We start from the raw sequence: 17,298 nt of genomic DNA on the forward strand, positions 1-17,298 counted from the left end.
TGCGAATCGCATACAAGCACTATTATATATTATAAACTATTTTATAATTAATTTCAATTGAATAATTGTATAAAAATAAGCCATGACTTTTGACAATGGTATCATATCGGGAATAGAAATAATTACCGGCAGAAAATAGGATATTACTTATTTTACAATAACTCCCAGAAGTCTTGCCAGATCAGCCGCCTGCTCAAAATTAACTGTCACACCTCTGAGTTCGCTTAATTCATGTGAAAATACTATGCCCGAGATATCGCACTTAGAAAGATCAACACCGCGTATCTTTGCCTGAAAAAATTCGGCAGAGATGAGTCTGACATCTTTAAGAGTTGTTTTTTTGATCTCTGCCTTAGTAAGCAGCGCTCCCGAAAAGTCACAATCAATGATCTCACAGCTATCAATAACACATTCTGAAAACAATCCGTATGAAAAAGAGGAAGTATTCATCTTAGTATGTTTGATTACCGAGCGGCCAAGATCAGCACCGTTTGCTTTACAGCCCGCAAACTCACAATCCTTGAAATAGCACTCTTCCAGCTTGCAGTTAGAAAGGTCACATTTTTCAAATTTGCAACCATAAAAGCCGGCTTTGTTAAAGTCACATTGTATGAATCTGCATCCTATGAAAGTTACAGATGAAAATTCAAAGCCGCTCATATCAACAGATGCGATGATCTCATGGTCAAATACCTTCTCCTTGATTTCCAAATCTTCCGCTCTGACTTTTTCAACATCATCAGAAAACATTTATTTCATCCTTTCTGTTATGATCTATGACTTTTGAAACCATTTTAGTTTTCTTCATCTTTAGTATCTTTAAATTCATTTTTAATTCTCCTAATTAATTACCTGTTTTTTAAGATATTCCAAATTCTTGATTTTAGTTTCTGATAATTTATCCAAAAATTCATTGTATCTGTTTCTATCATCAATAACAGCTTTGATTTTATCTTCGAGTTCTTTTGTGCTTTCTTCAACACTCTTTGATAAATCTGGAATTCTGGACAGTATTGGATCATTCTTTGCTCGTTCAAAAAATTCCTTATTTTCCTGAAGTATGAATTCATGATGATCATCAATAAGAAAATATAGTGGGAAGAGATCTCCAGAATATGAAAATTTATATGTGTTTTTTAAAAATGTTTTCACATCTATTATCTCATCAAAAAGAGGTATCACATATTTCAGTATGTAATCTACCGACTGTTCAACAGCTGTTCTCAGGGTTTCGGGATCTTCTTTATCATATACAAATTCAAACGATCCTTCGATCTCTTTTTGGTTTTTTGCTATGTACTTTCTTGTTCCTACCAATAAACCAGTGTTTTTTTCAGAAGTGAAAAAACGTTCCAGCCAACCCTCATACAGCGTTGATGCCACAAAGCAAACATCGATCAGCCTGTTTAACCTTGTATCCTCACCGGAAGAAAACATATCTTTTCTGCTTTCTTCGATCTTAATGAGATCTATGATATCACCCCTTGATCTCATGTAAAGAAGCGGTGTCTGAGTTTTCACAAATCCAAGTGGTTCAAGAACTTCGCTGAAAACTTTATTGTACGCGGTTCTATATGTTAGCTTTTTCTCACCTGCCTTTTTAAAATACACCCTGACAGCGTTATCACCTTCATTTCCATACTCTGCCAGCATATTCTCACAGCCGATGATCTCACCGAATTCGCACAGTGCATCTTCTGCAAATGTGTGATCGCCCTGCTGTATCTCTTCGACTTTTGCCCAGTCAATGCCGAGCATGGTCTGCCATTTCAGCGGCGAGGGCTCGGGCACTTCATCGAAGTATGGTTCGCCTAAAAACATGGTATCGACAGGTGAGCCGTTTAAACCAAACAGCGTAAGTTCGGCAAAATCGCTGTCTACCAGTTCAACACTGAGAACCTGCATACCCAGATCTCTTGCGAAGGCTGATGCTTTATTTTTGGCTTCGGTGTCGTCCTCGAAAAGTATCGTCACCCATTTTCTGTCAGCCGAAAAGACAAGTTCATAGCAAAGTTCAGCATCATCTTCCTTGGCGGAAGTATAGCCTTTCGCTTTCATCATATCAGTGAACTGCTTTTTGAACTGCGCTTTTGTCTGCTTATCAGCATTAAGTACATGGTTAATTTTAAATGATCTGCCCATAATTATATCTCCGTTTTGATAATATGATCTTATATAATATAAATACTATTTTATCGTATATTATAAGATTTGTCAACCAACAAAAAATCATAATTATCATAGTATTTGTTATTGTACAAAAGAGGATATTATGCTATAATAGTAAAAATTAAAGGAGGGATCACAATGACGAGAAGATCAACAGAACCCGTATTTAAAAATTCACAGAAATGTGTCGGTAATGTACTGAATTATCTTTCAGATATTTCAGGTGTAAAAATCGTTACCGGACAACACACACAGACTATGGCTATGGAAGAGATCGAAACCATAAAGCGTGTAACAGGCAAAGAACCTGCTCTGCTCGGCATAGAACTCCTTTCGTATTCGCCAAACATAAACTACACCGATACTGACGATGAGTGCATGAAAGAAGTTCTTGAAAACAATGGCACACTGAAAAATGCATGGTTATGGGCAGAAAAAAAGGGTCTTATTACAATGACGATCCACTGGTTTTCGCCTTTAGGCGGCAGAAGCAAAGCATTCTATACAGAAAATACAGAATTTGATGCATCTCTGGCTGTTCAGTCGGGAACCAAAGAAAACAAGGCTCTTTTGCAGGATATAGATCATTTTGCCGCACTTCTTCGTCCATTTAAAGAAAAGGGTGTCCCTATACTGTGGCGACCGTTCCACGAATGTGACGGAGAATGGTTCTGGTGGGGCGCAAAAGGTGCTGATGTACTGAAAATGCTTTGGAGGATAATGTTTGAGCGTTTCACTGCCACACATGGTCTTGACAATCTTATATGGGTGTGGAATGCTGCTAAAGCGGAATTTTACCCCGGTGATGACTGTGTTGATATCATATCACGCGATCTCTATCCCGCTAAGCACCACCACACCGCCAATGATAAAGAATACAGAGAACTCATATCATTTACAGATGCTCCAAAGATTGCACTTATGGGCGAAACAGGCATTCTTCCCGATGCAGACGAGATACATGATCTCCACACCGGCTGGACAACATATATGACATGGTCAAAAGATTTCTGCCTAACCGAAGAATTCAACACTTTTGAATATATGAAAAAATTATACGATAATCCATACGCAGTCACGCTCGATGAATTACCGGAGTTATACTGAATAACAAAAGGCCGCCAGCCGGCGGTCTTTTTATTTATATTATATAAGCATACAATTAAAATACGGTCACAAAAAGGCTGCGTAACATAAGTGTTACACAGCCTGAATAAAAAACATATCAATTATTTAGCATCCTTGACGATCTCTTTAAGACCTGTTGCAAGACCTGCAAGACCCTGTATCTCACTGGGGATAATGATCTTTGTAGCCTTGCCGTCAGCAGCCTTGCTGAATGCTTCAAGGCTCTTGAGCTGGATAACTGCATCATTAGGATTAGCAGCATTCAGCTTTACAATACTGTCAGCAAGAGCACGCTGTACCATTTCGATAGCCTGCGCTTCACCTTCAGCTTCGAGGATCTTCTGTTCCTTAACGGCATCTGCACGAAGGATCATGGACTGCTTTTCAGCCTCAGCAGCGAGGATCTGTGATTCCTTGTCAGCCTGTGCACGGAGTATCTTGGACTCCTTTTCACCTTCTGCAACAAGTATCTGGGACTTCTTTTCTGCCTCAGCCTGAATGACCTTTTCACGTCTCTCACGGTCAGCCTTCATCTGCTTTTCCATCGCATCCTGGATCTCTCTGGGAGGGATGATGTTCTTCAGCTCCACGCGCTGAACTTTGATGCCCCATCTGTCGGTAGCTTCATCAAGTATCGCTGTGATACGTGTGTTTATGATATCTCTCGAAGTAAGAGTTGCTTCGAGGTCGAGGTCGCCGACGATATTTCTCAGTGTGGTAGCTGTGAGGTTCTCGATAGCTGAGATAGGTCTTTCAACACCGTATGTGAACTGCATAGCATTGGTTATCTGGAAGAAAACGACAGTATCTATCTGCATGGTAACGTTATCTTTAGTGATAACAGACTGGGGTTTGAAGTCAACTACCTGCTCCTTGATAGATACCTTTTTAGCAACTCTGTCGATAAAAGGCATTTTAACATGAAGTCCGGTGCCCCATGCAGCATGGAAGGTACCGAATCTTTCTACTACATAAACATAAGCCTGAGGAACGATCTTGATATTGGAAATAACTACCAACACAATAAATGCAATAATTATAAGTACAATAAGAAATGGACTCATTTTTCATAAACCTCCGAATTAATTTTTTAGTGTAACAACAAGTTTTGCGCCAGAGACCTCGACAACGCTGACAGTAGAACCTTTCTCTATCTTTTTACCGTCTGCGGAAACAGCTGACCAGTCAGTGCCGTCCAATCTGACCCTGCCTTTATTCAGGCTGTTGTCAATACTCTCGATGACCTGCGCTGTTTTACCAACATCCAGTTCAAAGTTAGTCGGCACAGCAGTCATCCTGACTTTTTTCGCAAGAGGCCGTGTTGCAAAAAGGAATACTATGGAAGCGAACACGAACACTGCAAACTGTGCAACAAAAGGCAGTTTAGCAATCGCACAGAACATCGCTGCAAGTGAACCCAGTGCAAACCAGATACTCAGCAATCCTGCACCGTTTGCTATCTCAACGATCACAAAGAAAACAAAAGCCACAGCCCAGATAATAATGAATGTGGTAATTGTCATAACAGATCAACTCCTTTCCTGTTCTGAAAAATATATTTCTTTCTGCGGCTTTAAATTACCGCAACATAATTATAACATATTTTTTGGATTTTTTCAATAGGTAAATTCGAATAACAGAAAAAATTTTGCTGACAGAAAAGTGATAGAAAAGCAGTCGATCTATCAAGTAATACGACTTGTCACATAAAAATATATCAAGCGATTTACTTTACATATACTTTCCTGATTATACCGATATACTGCACATGGTAATCCCCTGCGGCGTAATTAGCCTTGATAAGGTCTTTATTGACGAAGCTGTCGGCTGTCATCTGCTGAACGTATGCCTTTTCACAGACGAAAACGAGCTTTGCCTGCTCAAATGTAACAGAACCATCTGTCGCAACGGGTACAAGACCTGTTTCAGCTGCCTTATCACTGTCTCTGCCACTGTGAGAACCGCAGAATGCAAGTGCTTTTCTCTCCGATTCATCAAAGAAACTTATTGTAAAGGTATTTCCCTTGTCAAGGAATTCTTTAGTATATCTCTGAGGTCTGATAACAGTAGTAAAGGTCTGTTTGCCCCACATAATACCCGCGAATCCCCATGATGCAGTCATTGTGTTCCAACTGCTTTCATCGCCTGCTGTTACAAGGAACCAATCCTTATCGATCCTTTTATAGGGATCAAAGCCCATTGTGTGAAGCTCGGATGGATCAATTTCCTTAAAGCCGAATCTCTCAGTAAGTATGCTCATTTTTTCTTCCGCCTTTCGCGTTATATTTCTGCCATCTTCCGGCATTATAATATTATACTCCATTTTTTATGAAAATGCAACCATTTTGTAATTGATTTTTTACGTAAACAGTGTTATAATAAAATCATATAGGGCATTGTTGTCGGGAATGATTTTTCAATATTCGTTTAAATCTGATAATATGCATCATTATACGTATATTATCGCCTTTTATACGTTATATTCATTGAAATTTTGCATAGATTTGCATTTTTATGCGTAAAACCTCTTGACAAATCCGAATAATGGTGTATAATATGATTATTGTTTGACATATGATCACCTTATGTTATGCCTGAATTTTTATTTTTGGAGGAACACATCATGGCTAAAGAAATCAAAAAAGTTGTACTGGCTTACTCGGGCGGACTTGATACTTCGATCATCATTCCGTGGCTGAAAGAAAACTATAATAACTGTGAAGTTATTGCAGTATCCGGTGACGTTGGTCAGGGTACCGAGCTCGATGGTCTGGAGGAGAAGGCTATAAAGACCGGCGCTTCCAAGCTGTACATCGAGGATCTGACTGAAGAATTCATCACAGATTACGTTTATCCTACCGTACAGGCCGGCGCTGTATATGAGAACCAGTATCTGCTGGGTACTTCCTTTGCAAGACCTATAATCGCAAAGAGGATAGCTGAGATCGCTATCAAGGAAGGCGCTGACGCTATCTGTCACGGCTGCACCGGTAAGGGCAACGACCAGGTAAGATTCGAGCTGGCTATCAAGGCATTTGCACCTGATATGCAGATCATCGCTCCCTGGAGGATCTGGGACATCAAGTCCAGAGATCAGGAGATCGACTACGCTGAGGCACACAACATTCCTCTGAAGATAAACAGAGAAACCAATTATTCCAAGGATAAGAACCTGTGGCACCTTTCACACGAGGGTCTGGATCTTGAGGATCCTGCAAATGAACCTCAGTATGAGAAGCCCGGTTTCCTGGAGCTGGGTGTATCTCCTATTCAGGCACCTGACAAGCCTACATACGTAACTATACACTTTGAAAAGGGTATACCTACTGCTGTTGACGGTGTTGAAATGGGCGGCAAGGATCTCGTTGCAAAGCTGAACGAACTCGGCGGTGCTAACGGTATCGGTCTTGCAGACCTCGTTGAGAACAGACTTGTAGGTATGAAGTCCAGAGGCGTTTATGAGACTCCCGGCGGAACTATCCTTTATAAGGCTCACGAGATACTCGAGACTATCACCATCGACAAGGAGACCGCAAGAATGAAGAGCTACATCGGCATCAAGTTTGCTGATATAGTTTACAACGGTCAGTGGTTCACACCTCTGAGAGAAGCTCTCAGCGCATTCGTTACCGAGACACAGAAGAACGTTACTGGTGACGTTAAGCTGAAGCTGTACAAGGGCAACGTTATAAATGCAGGCGTTACTTCTCCTTACACCCTGTATGATGAGGAAGTTGCTACATTCGATGAGGATGACGTTTACAATCAGGCTGATTCCGCAGGTTTCATCAATCTGTTCGGTCTGCCTATCAAGGTTCGCGCTAAGCTGGAGCAGAAGAGAAACAATAAGTAATCTTACGCTGTAAGAAATCTTTTATTAGGAGGTCATAGTATGTCAGACAAGAATCCTTACTTTGAACCGGGCTTCGACAAGAAAGTTGAGATATCTTACGATAATCTCCCCAATTCGTCTTTTGAGGACGTTAATCTGGGCGGTGCAACTTTTACCAATGTAAATCTGAAAGGCTCAAACTTTGAAGATGTCAACATGGACGACACCATTTTTGACAACATCAGTATGCAGAACACCAGATTCACCGATATGTACATGGTAAATTCCCGTTTCCTGGGCGTTAACATAAGCGGTTCGCGTTTTGGCTGTTCTATCATGAACAATGTTGAATTCAAGAATCCTGATCTGAAAAATTCTCAGTTCATACATTGTGACCTCACAGGTGTTGAGATCAGTGACTGCAAGATCGACGGTCTGAAGATCAACGGCATCGACATCCAGAAACTTCTGGAGCAGCACGATAAGGATTGATCGTCCGTTTGACGGACGCTAGCAGGTGTTCGGGCAGAATAACTCCTTGATTCGGGTTATTTTGCCCATGCCTGTTTATACAGACTGCCCTGCGCAGGACGGTCTGTATAAGCAGACGAAATATTATATAACTATACAATAAAAGGACGGTAAGTAAAATGGCTGGAAAAATGTGGGCAGGACGTTTCACTAAAGAGGTAGACGAGAGGGTAAACGATTTTAATTCCTCTATCTCATTCGACCACAGAATGTACAAGCAGGATATCGAGGGTTCGATGGCACACGCTACTATGCTTGGCGAGTGCGGCATAATAGATATTGAGGAGAGCAAGAAGATAGTTGAAGGACTCAAAGGAATACTTGCTGATATCGACAGCGGAAAACTGGAGTTTGATCCCACTGCCGAAGATGTGCATATGTTCGTTGAAGCTGAGCTGACTTCAAGACTTGGCGATACCGGTAAAAGACTTCATACTGCAAGATCGAGAAATGATCAGGTTGCACTGGATATAAGAATGAATCTTAAAGTTGAGACAGACGAGATAATAGCACTGGTCAAGGAACTGGAGCAGACTATACTCAATATGGCAGAAAAGCATCTGACCACAGTAATGCCCGGATATACCCATATGCAGAGGGCTCAGCCTATAACTTTCGCACATCATCTGATGGCTTATGCGAATATGCTGCTGAGAGATCTCGGCAGACTTGAAGACTGTAAGAAAAGGCTGAATATTATGCCTCTCGGAAGCGGTGCGCTTGCTTCTACCACTTATCCTATCAACAGACAGAGAGTATGTGATATACTTGGTTTTGATGAGATAACTCAGAACTCGCTGGACGGCGTTTCGGACAGAGATTTCTGTATAGAACTGGCTTCTGCTATATCTATGCTTATGATGCACCTTTCAAGATTCTCTGAGGAGATAATACTCTGGTGTTCATGGGAGTTCAAGTTCGTTGAACTGGATGATGCCTATGCAACTGGTTCTTCCATAATGCCTCAGAAGAAAAATCCCGATGTTACCGAGCTTATCAGAGGTAAGACTGGCAGAGTTTACGGTGATCTGAATACTCTGCTGGTAATGATGAAGGGTACTCCCCTGGCATACAACAAGGATATGCAGGAGGACAAGGAAGCGATCTTTGATGCAGTTGATACTGTAAAGCTTTGCCTGAAAACATTTATACCCATGCTGGATACCATGACTGTCCTCAAAGACAACATGAGAAACGCTGCTGCGAGAGGTTTCATAAATGCTACCGACTGCGCAGACTATCTGGTAAAGAAGGGTATGCCTTTCAGAGATGCTTACAAGATAACAGGTACTCTGGTTCATACTTGTATCGAGCTGGGATGCACGCTTGAAACTCTGCCTATGGATGAGTACAAAAAGCTCACAGATACTTTTGATAACGATGTTTACGATGCAATAAGCCTCGACACCTGCGTAATGCAGCGTAAGGCTGCGGGCGGTCCCGCTCCTGAATCGGTAAAGGCACAGATAGCGTATGTACGTGAAAGGCTTTGATAAGATAAAGCAGAGCGAAAAACTAAGTTCTGCAGTTGTATTTATGATATGGCTGTGCTTCAGCATTGGGCTTGTACTTATTGTAGATAAGGTTATACCAAGTATACTAGCTTTTATGCTGGCATTCGGGTTTATATACCCTGTGGGATGTACTGTGATGTTTTTCAGGCTCTGTAAGAAACATGGAGTTATGTGGTACTTTCCTGTTGCTGTAATAACGATGACTGTACTTCTTTATGCAGTATGGAATACCTACAGAATAATAATCCCGAACCTAATAGTCATGACGATCCTTTGTCTGCTTTTCGGATGCGGACTCGGAGGCTGCTTTGCGGACAAGGAAGCCGTCAGAACTTACAGAGAGCAGATGCGAATGAAAAAACTCGGTGAGGACAGACCATATACTCCGATAACTGATGACAGTAATGTCAGAAAAAACAAGAAATGATCTTTTGGGAAGTGTAACGTTATGAGCAATAAATTCAAGGTTTTTATAGATGGTAAAGCAGGAACAACTGGTCTTAAAATATATGAAAGACTCGGCAAACGCGATGATATCGAGATACTGCTTATTGATGAAGATAAGCGCAAGGACAGTGCTGAGCGTGCTAAAATGATAAACAGTGCTGATGTAGTATTCCTTTGTCTGCCTGATGCGGCAGCAAAAGAAGCTGTTGCACTTTGTACAAATCCCGATACAAGGATAATTGATGCTTCAACTGCGCACAGAACAGATCCTGCGTGGGACTACGGTTTCCCCGAGCTTTCCGAAAAGCACAGAGAGAATATACGTAAATCCAAGAGAGTGGCAAACCCCGGTTGCTATGCCAGCGGCTTTATATCACTGGTATATCCGCTGATTCAGGCAGGCGTTCTTCCTGAGGATTATCCTGTTACCTGCCATGCAGTATCAGGTTACAGCGGCGCCGGCAACAAGATGATCAACGTTATCGAAAGTGATGACAAGACATTTGAAATGAATTCACCAAGACAGTATGCTCTTGGTCAGCAGCATAAGCACCTGCCGGAGATGCAGAAGATCTGCGGTATGAAATATGCACCTATGTTCAACCCTATCGTCGATGATTATTACAGTGGTATGGTTGTAAGCGTTCCGCTGGTAACAAGATGCCTGACTAAAAAGTATACTCCCGCAGAGATACATGAGATCATGTCAGCACACTACGCAGGTCAGCATTTTGTAAAGGTAATGGAACTTGGCGGTGCCGAAACACTAGCTGACGGTTTTCTTGCTGCAAATACCCTTGCGGATACAAACGATATGCAGATATTTGTATGCGGAAATGATGAACAGATACTTCTTTGTTCAAGATTCGATAATCTCGGCAAAGGTGCCAGCGGAGCTGCTATGCAGAATATGAACATCATGCTGGGAATCGACGAAACAAAAGGATTATAATATACAGGACGCTGATATATTAATATAAGTACTTAATTATCAGTATATACGATCAAGTAAAGACTATTACTGAGGTTTATTTATGAAAAGAAAGATCATGGCTGCGATTGCCGTTATTCTGACATTTTCTGTGTCTTCATGCGGTAATCTGAGCCGCCCGGACCCCAATACTATAAACAAAATAGAAGATGAAAGCAGTTACTCGCCGAGAAGATGGCATTATCAGGATGATGATACCACATCGGATGAAGAATCACAGGCAGATAATAAAATAGAATATTCTCCCGAAGAAGATCCTGAAAAGTTCATAAAAGCCACCATCAAGAATATGACACTTGAAGAAAAGATCGGTCAGTTGTTTATTGTGAGGGCTGATGCGCTTGAAACAGGTTATGACAATAAGACCGTAAATGATGATACCATAGGCGGCGTGACCTATGTCGATGAAATGATGGTAAAAGCCCTGAAAAAATACAATGTGGGCGGCATTACGCTTAAAGAAAAAAATATCATTGATGAAGATAAGCTAATAGAACTTACTACCGGGCTTCAGGATAATTCAAAATATCCTCTCTTTATAGGAGTTGACGAGATCGGCGGGGATAATGCTACTATCGCCAATAATGTCAATTTTGCTGTTCCCCTTTTCGATAATATGGATGCAGTAAAAACTGCAAAAAATGCAAAAAAACTTGGTAAGACCATTGGCAGATATCTGGTCAGCTACGGAGTAAATCTTGATTTTGCACCTGTGGCAGATGTTTCCGAAGACAGCAAAAAGATCGGCAGCAAGATATTTTCCGATGATCCTCTTACGGTCGATAGTCTGGTAGAGGCTGAAATAGACGGTCTTCATGAAAGCAGAATAATGACAGCAGTCGGACATTTTCCGGGCTACGGTGACGATAATGCCGACGGAGAAGATGTACCGAAAAACGATTCCGAATGGGATGAAATAATGGATAATTCCGGCACTGCATTTACAACAGCATTAAAAAAGTCGGATATGCTGATGATCGGACATATACTGCTGCCTGAAGTATCTGATGATGAACTGCCGGCTTCAATGTCAAAGCAGGTAATACAGGATAAGATAAGAGATGAGCTTGGATACAAAGGTGTTATAATAACAGATGCTATGTCTGCAAAATGTATCACCAACAATTATATCAAGCGCGAGTGCGCAGTAAACGCTATAATCGCAGGCGCGGATATAGTACTTATGCCATACGACCTCGAAGATTCCATTGATGCTGTATTAAAAGCTGTAGATGAAGGCAAGATAAGCGAAAGCATGATCAATAAAAGAGTTGAACGTATCCTGACACTAAAAGTCAGAAGGGGTCTGTTTGATGATCATTCTTCCGATAATGATACATCAGGGGAAGATACGGTTTCTTCTTCCGCTGAAGAATAAGGAGTAATTAGTATGAAAGAGATCAATAAAGTCATTTATGACGGTTACAAATATATAAATGGCGGTGTGTGTGCTGCCAAGGGCTTTAAAGCAAACGGACTTTACTGCGGCATAAAGAAGGCTATGGACGCAGCAGAAACTCCTGACGGAAATGAAAGCCCTGTTTCAAACACCAAGCCTGATCTTTGCCTGGTGGCATCTGATGTAATGTGCAGTGCTGCAGCTGTATTCACACAGAACAAGGTAAAGGGAGCGCCTGTTACAGTTTCGCAGAAGCATCTTGAAAAGACAGGCGGTAAGGCTCAGGGATTTATACTGAATTCAAAAAATGCCAACACCTGCAACGCTGACGGCGAAGCTAAGGCACTGAAAATGTGCGAACTGGCTGCAAATAAGCTGGGTATAAAGACCGAGGAAATGCTTATCGCTCAGACAGGCGTTATCGGTCAGATAATGCCGATAGAACCTGTTGAAAAAGCTATGGACGATCTTTACAGCGGACTTGCTTATGACGGCAACGAAAAGGCAGCCATAGCAATAATGACTACCGACACTGTAAAGAAAGAGGTAGCTGTAGAGTTTGAGATAGGTGGTAAGATCTGCCATATCGGAGGCATGGGCAAAGGAAGCGGAATGATACACCCTAACATGGCTACCACCTTAAATGTTATCACAACTGACTGTGCAGTTAGTCCTGAAATGCTGAAAAAAGCGCTCAGTGAGATAGTCAAGGTAACATACAACTGTCTTTCGGTTGACGGAGATCAGTCCACAAACGATACCTGCGCAGTTATGGCAAACGGTCTTGCAGGAAACGATGAGATCACAGCCGAGGGCGCTGACTTCGATAAGTTCAAGCAGGGGCTGTTCATAATAATGAGCAATATCACAAAGATGCTTGCCAAGGACGGCGAGGGCGCTACCAAGCTACTGGAATGCAATGTATGCGGCGCTAAGGATCAGGACGATGCTATCATCATCGCTAAGAGCGTTATATGCTCTCCCCTGTTCAAGTGTGCGATGTTCGGTGCTGATGCTAACTGGGGACGCATACTGTGTGCAGTCGGTTACGCAGATGCTGAGTTCGATATAAACAAGGTAGATGTTAAGATCGCTTCAAAGCAGGGCGAGATACACGTTTGCGAGAACGGTGCAGGCATACCTTTCTCAGAGGAAGAAGCCAAGAAGATATTGCTCGAAGACGAGATATTCATAAATGTATGCGTAGGTGACGGTGAAGGAAAAGCCACTGCTTGGGGTTGTGACCTTACATACGATTACGTTAAGATAAACGGCGATTACAGAAGTTAAGAGATAAAAATAGTTCTGTAACAACATAATCAGGAAAGGACAGCAGAATATGGAAAACACACTCGGAAATGTTTCTGCGCCGTCTGAGGAACGCGGTTTCATCAACCGCAACACGCTGAAATACATAGTTATCGTGGCTATGCTGATAGACCACATAGCTGAATTGTTCGAGAGTTCTATTGACCCTACAGTATACCACATAATGAGGTTCATTGGCAGGCTTACGGGTCCGACCATGGCATTCTTCCTGGCGGAGGGTGCAAAGTACACGCGGGATATAGCTAAATATCAGAAAAGGCTTGCAATATTTGCTGCTGTATCATGGCTTCCTTTCCTTATTGCAAATCCGGGACCCCAAAAGCTTATTTCGGCTCCATTAAAATTGATTTTTCAGAGTGTAATTTTCACGTTGTTTCTCGGTATTACAGCTATCAGACTTTGGGACAGCAAAAAGTACACCAAAAAAGATAAGATAGCCCTCACCGTGTTACTATGTCTTATTTCTATAATAGGTGACTGGATGATAATGGATGTTCTTGCTCCCCTGTTCATGTATCTGTACAGGGACGACAAGAAAAAGCGCTATATCGCGGTAACGCTGGCATATCTGCCGATGATGCTGATGGTATTAATACATGACGGCTGGCATCAGTTAGGTGTACTTATGGTACCGCTGATAATAATTTTCTGCTACAATGGAAAAGGCGGAAAGAAGAATGCTTTCAACAAATGGTTCTTCTACATATTCTACCCTGCACATCTGCTGATACTGGGCATCATAAAATGGGTAGTGCTTGCATAAGGAGTTAATATGGCTTTCGATTTCAAGAAAGAATACAAAGAGTATTATATGCCGCCGAAAAAGCCTGTTATCGTCGATGTTCCCGAGATGAGCTACATCGCGGTGAGGGGCAAGGGCGATCCGAATGAAAAAGACGGCGAATACAAGCAGGATGTCGGGGTGCTGTATGCTGTTGCTTACACGCTGAAAATGAGTTACAAGACAGATCACAGGATCGAAGGATTTTACGAATATGTCGTGCCTCCGCTGGAAGGTCTGTGGAAGCAGGACGGTTCGGAAAATATAGACTATGCTCACAAGGAACAATTTGAGTGGACAGCTATGATACGTCTTCCCGAGTTTGTAACGGAAGAAGAATTCCGATGGGCTGTTGAAACGGCTGAGAAGAAGAAAAATACAGATTGTTCAAAAGCACGATTCATAACACTTAAAGAAGGGCTTTGTGTACAGATGATGCATATCGGTTCGTATGACGATGAACCCGCAAGTGTCGCACTGATGAATGAGTTTATCGCTGAACAGGGATATGTAAATGATATGGTAAATGAAAGACAGCATCATGAGATATATCTTTCAGACCCACGAAAGACTGAGCCTGCGAAGCTGAAAACGGTCATCAGGCACCCTATTAAAAAAGGCTAATAATTTCCCATAAGGGATAATATAAAGGAAGATGTAAAATGGATATTTCAAACAGTATCAGAAGTCAGATATTAAGCGATGCACTGCCCTATATACAGAAGTACCACAATAAGGTGGTAGTCGTAAAGTACGGCGGCAACGCTATGACAAACGAAGCACTTAAAGAAGCAGTAATGAGCGATATCGTACTGCTTAGTGAAGTCGGCATAAAGGTCGTGCTGGTTCACGGAGGCGGCCCTGAGATCAATGCTATGCTTAAGAGAGTTGGCATTGAGAGCAAGTTCATAAACGGTCTTAGATATACAGACAAGGAAACTATGGACATTGTTAAAATGGTACTCTGCGGTAAGCTGAACAAGGAACTTGTATCCGCTTTACAGCTTCACGGAGGAAATGCGCTGGGACTTTGCGGATGCGACGGCAGAATGATAATCGCTGATAAGCTTGACAGAGATGACGGAGAGGACTATGGCTATGTCGGTGAGATCAAGAAAGTCACTACCAAGCCTATACTCGATGCTATAAATGACGGATATGTTCCGATAATCTCAACTGTAGGTATCGGTGAGGACGGACAGAGTTACAATATCAATGCTGATACTGCAGCATCAAGGATAGCTTCATGTCTGAGAGCTGAAAAGCTGATACTTATGACTGATATCGTTGGTCTGCTGAAAGACAAGGACGATGACAGCACACTGATACCTCAGGTAAATGTCAGCGAAGTTCCTTTCCTGAAAAAGTCCGGCATAATCAGCGGCGGTATGATACCCAAGATAGACTGCTGCGTGGAGGCAGTCAGACGCGGCGTCAAGAGGACCTCCATAATCGATGGCAGAGTTCCCCATTCGATACTTATCGAACTGCTTACAAATGAGGGTATCGGTACACAGTTCAACTGATGGACAAAAATTACAAGCCTTACATCAAGAACATCACCGAAGAGTACGATGATTCCGCGGAAGCATACAAAATGCGAGACGAGATGGAAGCTTACAGGAAGAGGACGTTCCTGAGTTGGACAATATCAATTTTTGTATCAGTAAATCTATTCTGGCTCCTCCCTTATGGATCTACGCTGATAATTGACTTCATAAAGATACTCATGAATGAACCTCCTCATTCAAATCTGAAAGAAGTGCTCCCCTTTGTTGGCTTACCGATCATCGTAACTACGATCATATCTTTGTGGGTAGGGTTATTACGTTACGATGGTGCACTAAAATCACAACACTCTCCGTACAAACAATATAATATCCGCAAGCCCGATGAATATCTGAGGTATAAAAATACTTTCAGATTTACGGAAACAAGTGTTTTCTTCGATGGAAGATATATATTCGGGCGTATGTTTTACAAAGACATTGAGATATTTGTGACCTATGACTATTATTATATAACATGGTTATCCCTTTAACACACCACAGATAATTTACAATGCTGTCCAAATAAACAGACCTCAAAACTCAGAAAATATAGTATAATAGTGACAGAAACCGAAGGGAGCTGTCGCTATGTCAAAAAGATTTCCGAAACCTGAGATCACACTTGATGGGATATACTCAAAGTTCGCAGATGAAAGCTTTTGCAAGGATTTTTTGCTTGATATCCGCTTTGAAAAGGGCTTTGCCTGCCCGTTTTGCGGTGGCTCTGAGTACCGCAGGATAAGGTCACGCCATCTGCTGCGCTGCAAGTTCTGTAAAGCTGATATATCCGCCACAAACGGAACTTTTATGCACAGAACACATATTCCGCTGAGGCTGTGGATAATCACCGCATTCCTCATTATGAGCAACAAATGCAGCGTTTCTGCTGTTACACTTATGAGAAATTTGGGAGTGACCTACAAGACTGCATGGTACATCCTTCACCGCATCAGAAAAGCTATGAAATGCCGTGAAAAACGCTATTTGCTGGACGGTATAGTTGAGCTTGACGACACCTATCTCGGTGCTCCGACTCACGGTAAAAAGCGCGGCAGAGGTACTGAAAAAGTCAAGATGATCGTAGCTTTATCGAAGAACGCAGCAGGAAATCCCGAGTACGTTAAAATGAGCGATGTGCCAAATTTAAAGGGCATAACTGTGGGTAGATTTGCCAGGGATAATATCCGCGCAGGCTCGAAGATCGAGAGTGATAATGCTCGAAGTTACAAGAAACCGCTGGCACAGAAATACTTCCATGTTTTTGAGACATATGATCCAACAAGCGGTCAGCTGAACTGGATGCATAAAGTTATATCAAACTTCAAAGCAATGATCATGGGAACTTACCACGGAAACGAAAAGATCCACACAGCGTTATATGCTGCCGAATACTGCTACAAATTCAACCGTCGTAAGCTGGGAAACAGTGCGTATTTAAGGCTTTTGGCTGCTTTGGTGCAGTGATCTTACTTGTGGTGTGTTAAGGGGATAACCATATTATATAATACAAGATAATGGATATATAATGCAAGACTATGAAAATATAATACAAGATAATAAAAAATACCGAATGGACATAAATGGTTTTGAATGCGAGCCTGAGCAATTTCTTAAATTTATGGAGAGC

General features: G+C 41.9%; 18 protein-coding genes. 13 read left to right on the top strand and 5 right to left on the bottom strand.

The annotated features are described in order from the left end of the window. Window positions 1-147: 147 nt before the first annotated feature. Entirely contained in the window at window positions 148-750 is a 603-nt protein-coding gene (locus RUMAL_RS10445; protein ID WP_013498711.1) for a pentapeptide repeat-containing protein, read from the bottom strand. Window positions 751-840: 90 nt separating this feature from the next. Continuing rightward, window positions 841-2,142, bottom strand: a complete 1,302-nt coding sequence (locus RUMAL_RS10450) for a hypothetical protein (RefSeq protein WP_013498712.1) — start codon at window positions 2,140-2,142, stop codon at window positions 841-843. A 165-nt stretch (window positions 2,143-2,307) separates the two neighbouring features. Between RUMAL_RS10450 and RUMAL_RS10455 the strand changes: the two genes are divergently transcribed. After that, a complete protein-coding gene (locus RUMAL_RS10455) occupies window positions 2,308-3,276 on the top strand; it encodes a glycosyl hydrolase (RefSeq protein ID WP_013498713.1) in 969 nt (322 codons plus the stop codon). A gap of 122 nt (window positions 3,277-3,398) precedes the next feature. Here the strand turns inward: RUMAL_RS10455 and RUMAL_RS10460 are convergent, their stop codons facing one another. From RUMAL_RS10460 to RUMAL_RS10470, 3 genes are all read right to left on the bottom strand, one after another. After that, the gene (locus RUMAL_RS10460; RefSeq protein WP_013498714.1) at window positions 3,399-4,361 is read right to left on the bottom strand and encodes an SPFH domain-containing protein; all 963 of its coding nucleotides are present in this window, start codon (window positions 4,359-4,361) and stop codon (window positions 3,399-3,401) included. A gap of 18 nt (window positions 4,362-4,379) precedes the next feature. Beyond that, a complete protein-coding gene (locus tag RUMAL_RS10465) occupies window positions 4,380-4,820 on the bottom strand; it encodes an NfeD family protein (RefSeq protein WP_013498715.1) in 441 nt (146 codons plus the stop codon). Window positions 4,821-5,023: 203 nt separating this feature from the next. Then, the gene (locus tag RUMAL_RS10470; RefSeq protein WP_013498716.1) at window positions 5,024-5,557 is read right to left on the bottom strand and encodes a flavin reductase; all 534 of its coding nucleotides are present in this window, start codon (window positions 5,555-5,557) and stop codon (window positions 5,024-5,026) included. Window positions 5,558-5,920: 363 nt separating this feature from the next. On the opposite strand from RUMAL_RS10470, the gene RUMAL_RS10475 reads away from it, so the two are divergent. The 12 genes from RUMAL_RS10475 to RUMAL_RS10530 all read left to right on the top strand — a co-directional run bounded on the left by RUMAL_RS10475 (window position 5,921) and on the right by RUMAL_RS10530 (window position 17,135). Next, window positions 5,921-7,150 (top strand): argininosuccinate synthase, encoded by a 1,230-nt coding sequence (locus RUMAL_RS10475; RefSeq protein WP_013498717.1) that lies wholly within the window; start codon window positions 5,921-5,923, stop codon window positions 7,148-7,150. Window positions 7,151-7,189: 39 nt separating this feature from the next. After that, complete coding sequence (locus RUMAL_RS10480) at window positions 7,190-7,621, top strand: pentapeptide repeat-containing protein (protein ID WP_013498718.1); 432 nt, start codon at window positions 7,190-7,192, stop codon at window positions 7,619-7,621. A gap of 158 nt (window positions 7,622-7,779) precedes the next feature. After that, window positions 7,780-9,153 carry an argininosuccinate lyase gene (gene argH / locus RUMAL_RS10485; RefSeq protein WP_013498719.1) on the top strand — a complete coding sequence of 458 codons (1,374 nt, stop codon included), beginning with the start codon at window positions 7,780-7,782 and terminating at the stop codon, window positions 9,151-9,153. Further along, the gene (locus tag RUMAL_RS10490) at window positions 9,134-9,601 is read left to right on the top strand and encodes a hypothetical protein (RefSeq protein ID WP_013498720.1); all 468 of its coding nucleotides are present in this window, start codon (window positions 9,134-9,136) and stop codon (window positions 9,599-9,601) included. The genes argH and RUMAL_RS10490 overlap by 20 nt, the downstream gene beginning before the upstream one ends. Window positions 9,602-9,622: 21 nt before the next feature. Then, on the top strand, window positions 9,623-10,573 hold the full coding sequence (argC, locus tag RUMAL_RS10495) for an N-acetyl-gamma-glutamyl-phosphate reductase (protein WP_013498721.1): 951 nt from the start codon (window positions 9,623-9,625) through the stop codon (window positions 10,571-10,573). A gap of 82 nt (window positions 10,574-10,655) precedes the next feature. Further along, the gene (locus tag RUMAL_RS10500; protein WP_013498722.1) at window positions 10,656-11,990 is read left to right on the top strand and encodes a glycoside hydrolase family 3 protein; all 1,335 of its coding nucleotides are present in this window, start codon (window positions 10,656-10,658) and stop codon (window positions 11,988-11,990) included. A 12-nt stretch (window positions 11,991-12,002) separates the two neighbouring features. Then, window positions 12,003-13,301, top strand: a complete 1,299-nt coding sequence (gene argJ, locus RUMAL_RS10505; RefSeq protein WP_013498723.1) for a bifunctional glutamate N-acetyltransferase/amino-acid acetyltransferase ArgJ — start codon at window positions 12,003-12,005, stop codon at window positions 13,299-13,301. Between the two features lie 49 nt (window positions 13,302-13,350). Further along, complete coding sequence (locus RUMAL_RS10510; protein WP_013498724.1) at window positions 13,351-14,103, top strand: TraX family protein; 753 nt, start codon at window positions 13,351-13,353, stop codon at window positions 14,101-14,103. A 9-nt stretch (window positions 14,104-14,112) separates the two neighbouring features. After that, complete coding sequence (locus RUMAL_RS10515; protein WP_013498725.1) at window positions 14,113-14,745, top strand: GyrI-like domain-containing protein; 633 nt, start codon at window positions 14,113-14,115, stop codon at window positions 14,743-14,745. A gap of 38 nt (window positions 14,746-14,783) precedes the next feature. Continuing rightward, window positions 14,784-15,647 carry an acetylglutamate kinase gene (gene argB / locus RUMAL_RS10520; RefSeq protein WP_013498726.1) on the top strand — a complete coding sequence of 288 codons (864 nt, stop codon included), beginning with the start codon at window positions 14,784-14,786 and terminating at the stop codon, window positions 15,645-15,647. Beyond that, entirely contained in the window at window positions 15,647-16,162 is a 516-nt protein-coding gene (locus tag RUMAL_RS10525) for a hypothetical protein (protein WP_013498727.1), read from the top strand. The genes argB and RUMAL_RS10525 overlap by 1 nt, the downstream gene beginning before the upstream one ends. Window positions 16,163-16,259: 97 nt before the next feature. After that, entirely contained in the window at window positions 16,260-17,135 is an 876-nt protein-coding gene (locus RUMAL_RS10530; RefSeq protein WP_013498102.1) for an IS1595 family transposase, read from the top strand. Window positions 17,136-17,298: the final 163 nt, after the last annotated feature.

It is taken from the genome of Ruminococcus albus 7 = DSM 20455 (genome assembly GCF_000179635.2).
GTDB classification, from domain to species: Bacteria; Bacillota; Clostridia; order Oscillospirales; family Ruminococcaceae; genus Hominimerdicola; species Hominimerdicola alba.

Excerpts from the sequence above, each read along its gene's own strand:
- RUMAL_RS10470 (WP_013498716.1), bottom strand. The coding sequence starts at position 5,557 with ATGAGCATACTTACTGAGAGATTCGGCTTTAAGGAAATTGATCCATCC.
- RUMAL_RS10455 (WP_013498713.1), top strand. The coding sequence starts at position 2,308 with ATGACGAGAAGATCAACAGAACCCGTATTTAAAAATTCACAGAAATGT.
- RUMAL_RS10450 (WP_013498712.1), bottom strand. The coding sequence starts at position 2,142 with ATGGGCAGATCATTTAAAATTAACCATGTACTTAATGCTGATAAGCAG.
- RUMAL_RS10480 (WP_013498718.1), top strand. The coding sequence starts at position 7,190 with ATGTCAGACAAGAATCCTTACTTTGAACCGGGCTTCGACAAGAAAGTT.
- RUMAL_RS10475 (WP_013498717.1), top strand. The coding sequence starts at position 5,921 with ATGGCTAAAGAAATCAAAAAAGTTGTACTGGCTTACTCGGGCGGACTT.
- argJ (WP_013498723.1), top strand. The coding sequence starts at position 12,003 with ATGAAAGAGATCAATAAAGTCATTTATGACGGTTACAAATATATAAAT.
- RUMAL_RS10500 (WP_013498722.1), top strand. The coding sequence starts at position 10,656 with ATGAAAAGAAAGATCATGGCTGCGATTGCCGTTATTCTGACATTTTCT.
- RUMAL_RS10445 (WP_013498711.1), bottom strand. The coding sequence starts at position 750 with ATGTTTTCTGATGATGTTGAAAAAGTCAGAGCGGAAGATTTGGAAATC.
- RUMAL_RS10465 (WP_013498715.1), bottom strand. The coding sequence starts at position 4,820 with ATGACAATTACCACATTCATTATTATCTGGGCTGTGGCTTTTGTTTTC.
- RUMAL_RS10525 (WP_013498727.1), top strand. The coding sequence starts at position 15,647 with ATGGACAAAAATTACAAGCCTTACATCAAGAACATCACCGAAGAGTAC.
- RUMAL_RS10460 (WP_013498714.1), bottom strand. The coding sequence starts at position 4,361 with ATGAGTCCATTTCTTATTGTACTTATAATTATTGCATTTATTGTGTTG.
- RUMAL_RS10515 (WP_013498725.1), top strand. The coding sequence starts at position 14,113 with ATGGCTTTCGATTTCAAGAAAGAATACAAAGAGTATTATATGCCGCCG.
- argB (WP_013498726.1), top strand. The coding sequence starts at position 14,784 with ATGGATATTTCAAACAGTATCAGAAGTCAGATATTAAGCGATGCACTG.
- argC (WP_013498721.1), top strand. The coding sequence starts at position 9,623 with ATGAGCAATAAATTCAAGGTTTTTATAGATGGTAAAGCAGGAACAACT.
- RUMAL_RS10490 (WP_013498720.1), top strand. The coding sequence starts at position 9,134 with ATGTACGTGAAAGGCTTTGATAAGATAAAGCAGAGCGAAAAACTAAGT.
- RUMAL_RS10530 (WP_013498102.1), top strand. The coding sequence starts at position 16,260 with ATGTCAAAAAGATTTCCGAAACCTGAGATCACACTTGATGGGATATAC.
- RUMAL_RS10510 (WP_013498724.1), top strand. The coding sequence starts at position 13,351 with ATGGAAAACACACTCGGAAATGTTTCTGCGCCGTCTGAGGAACGCGGT.
- argH (WP_013498719.1), top strand. The coding sequence starts at position 7,780 with ATGGCTGGAAAAATGTGGGCAGGACGTTTCACTAAAGAGGTAGACGAG.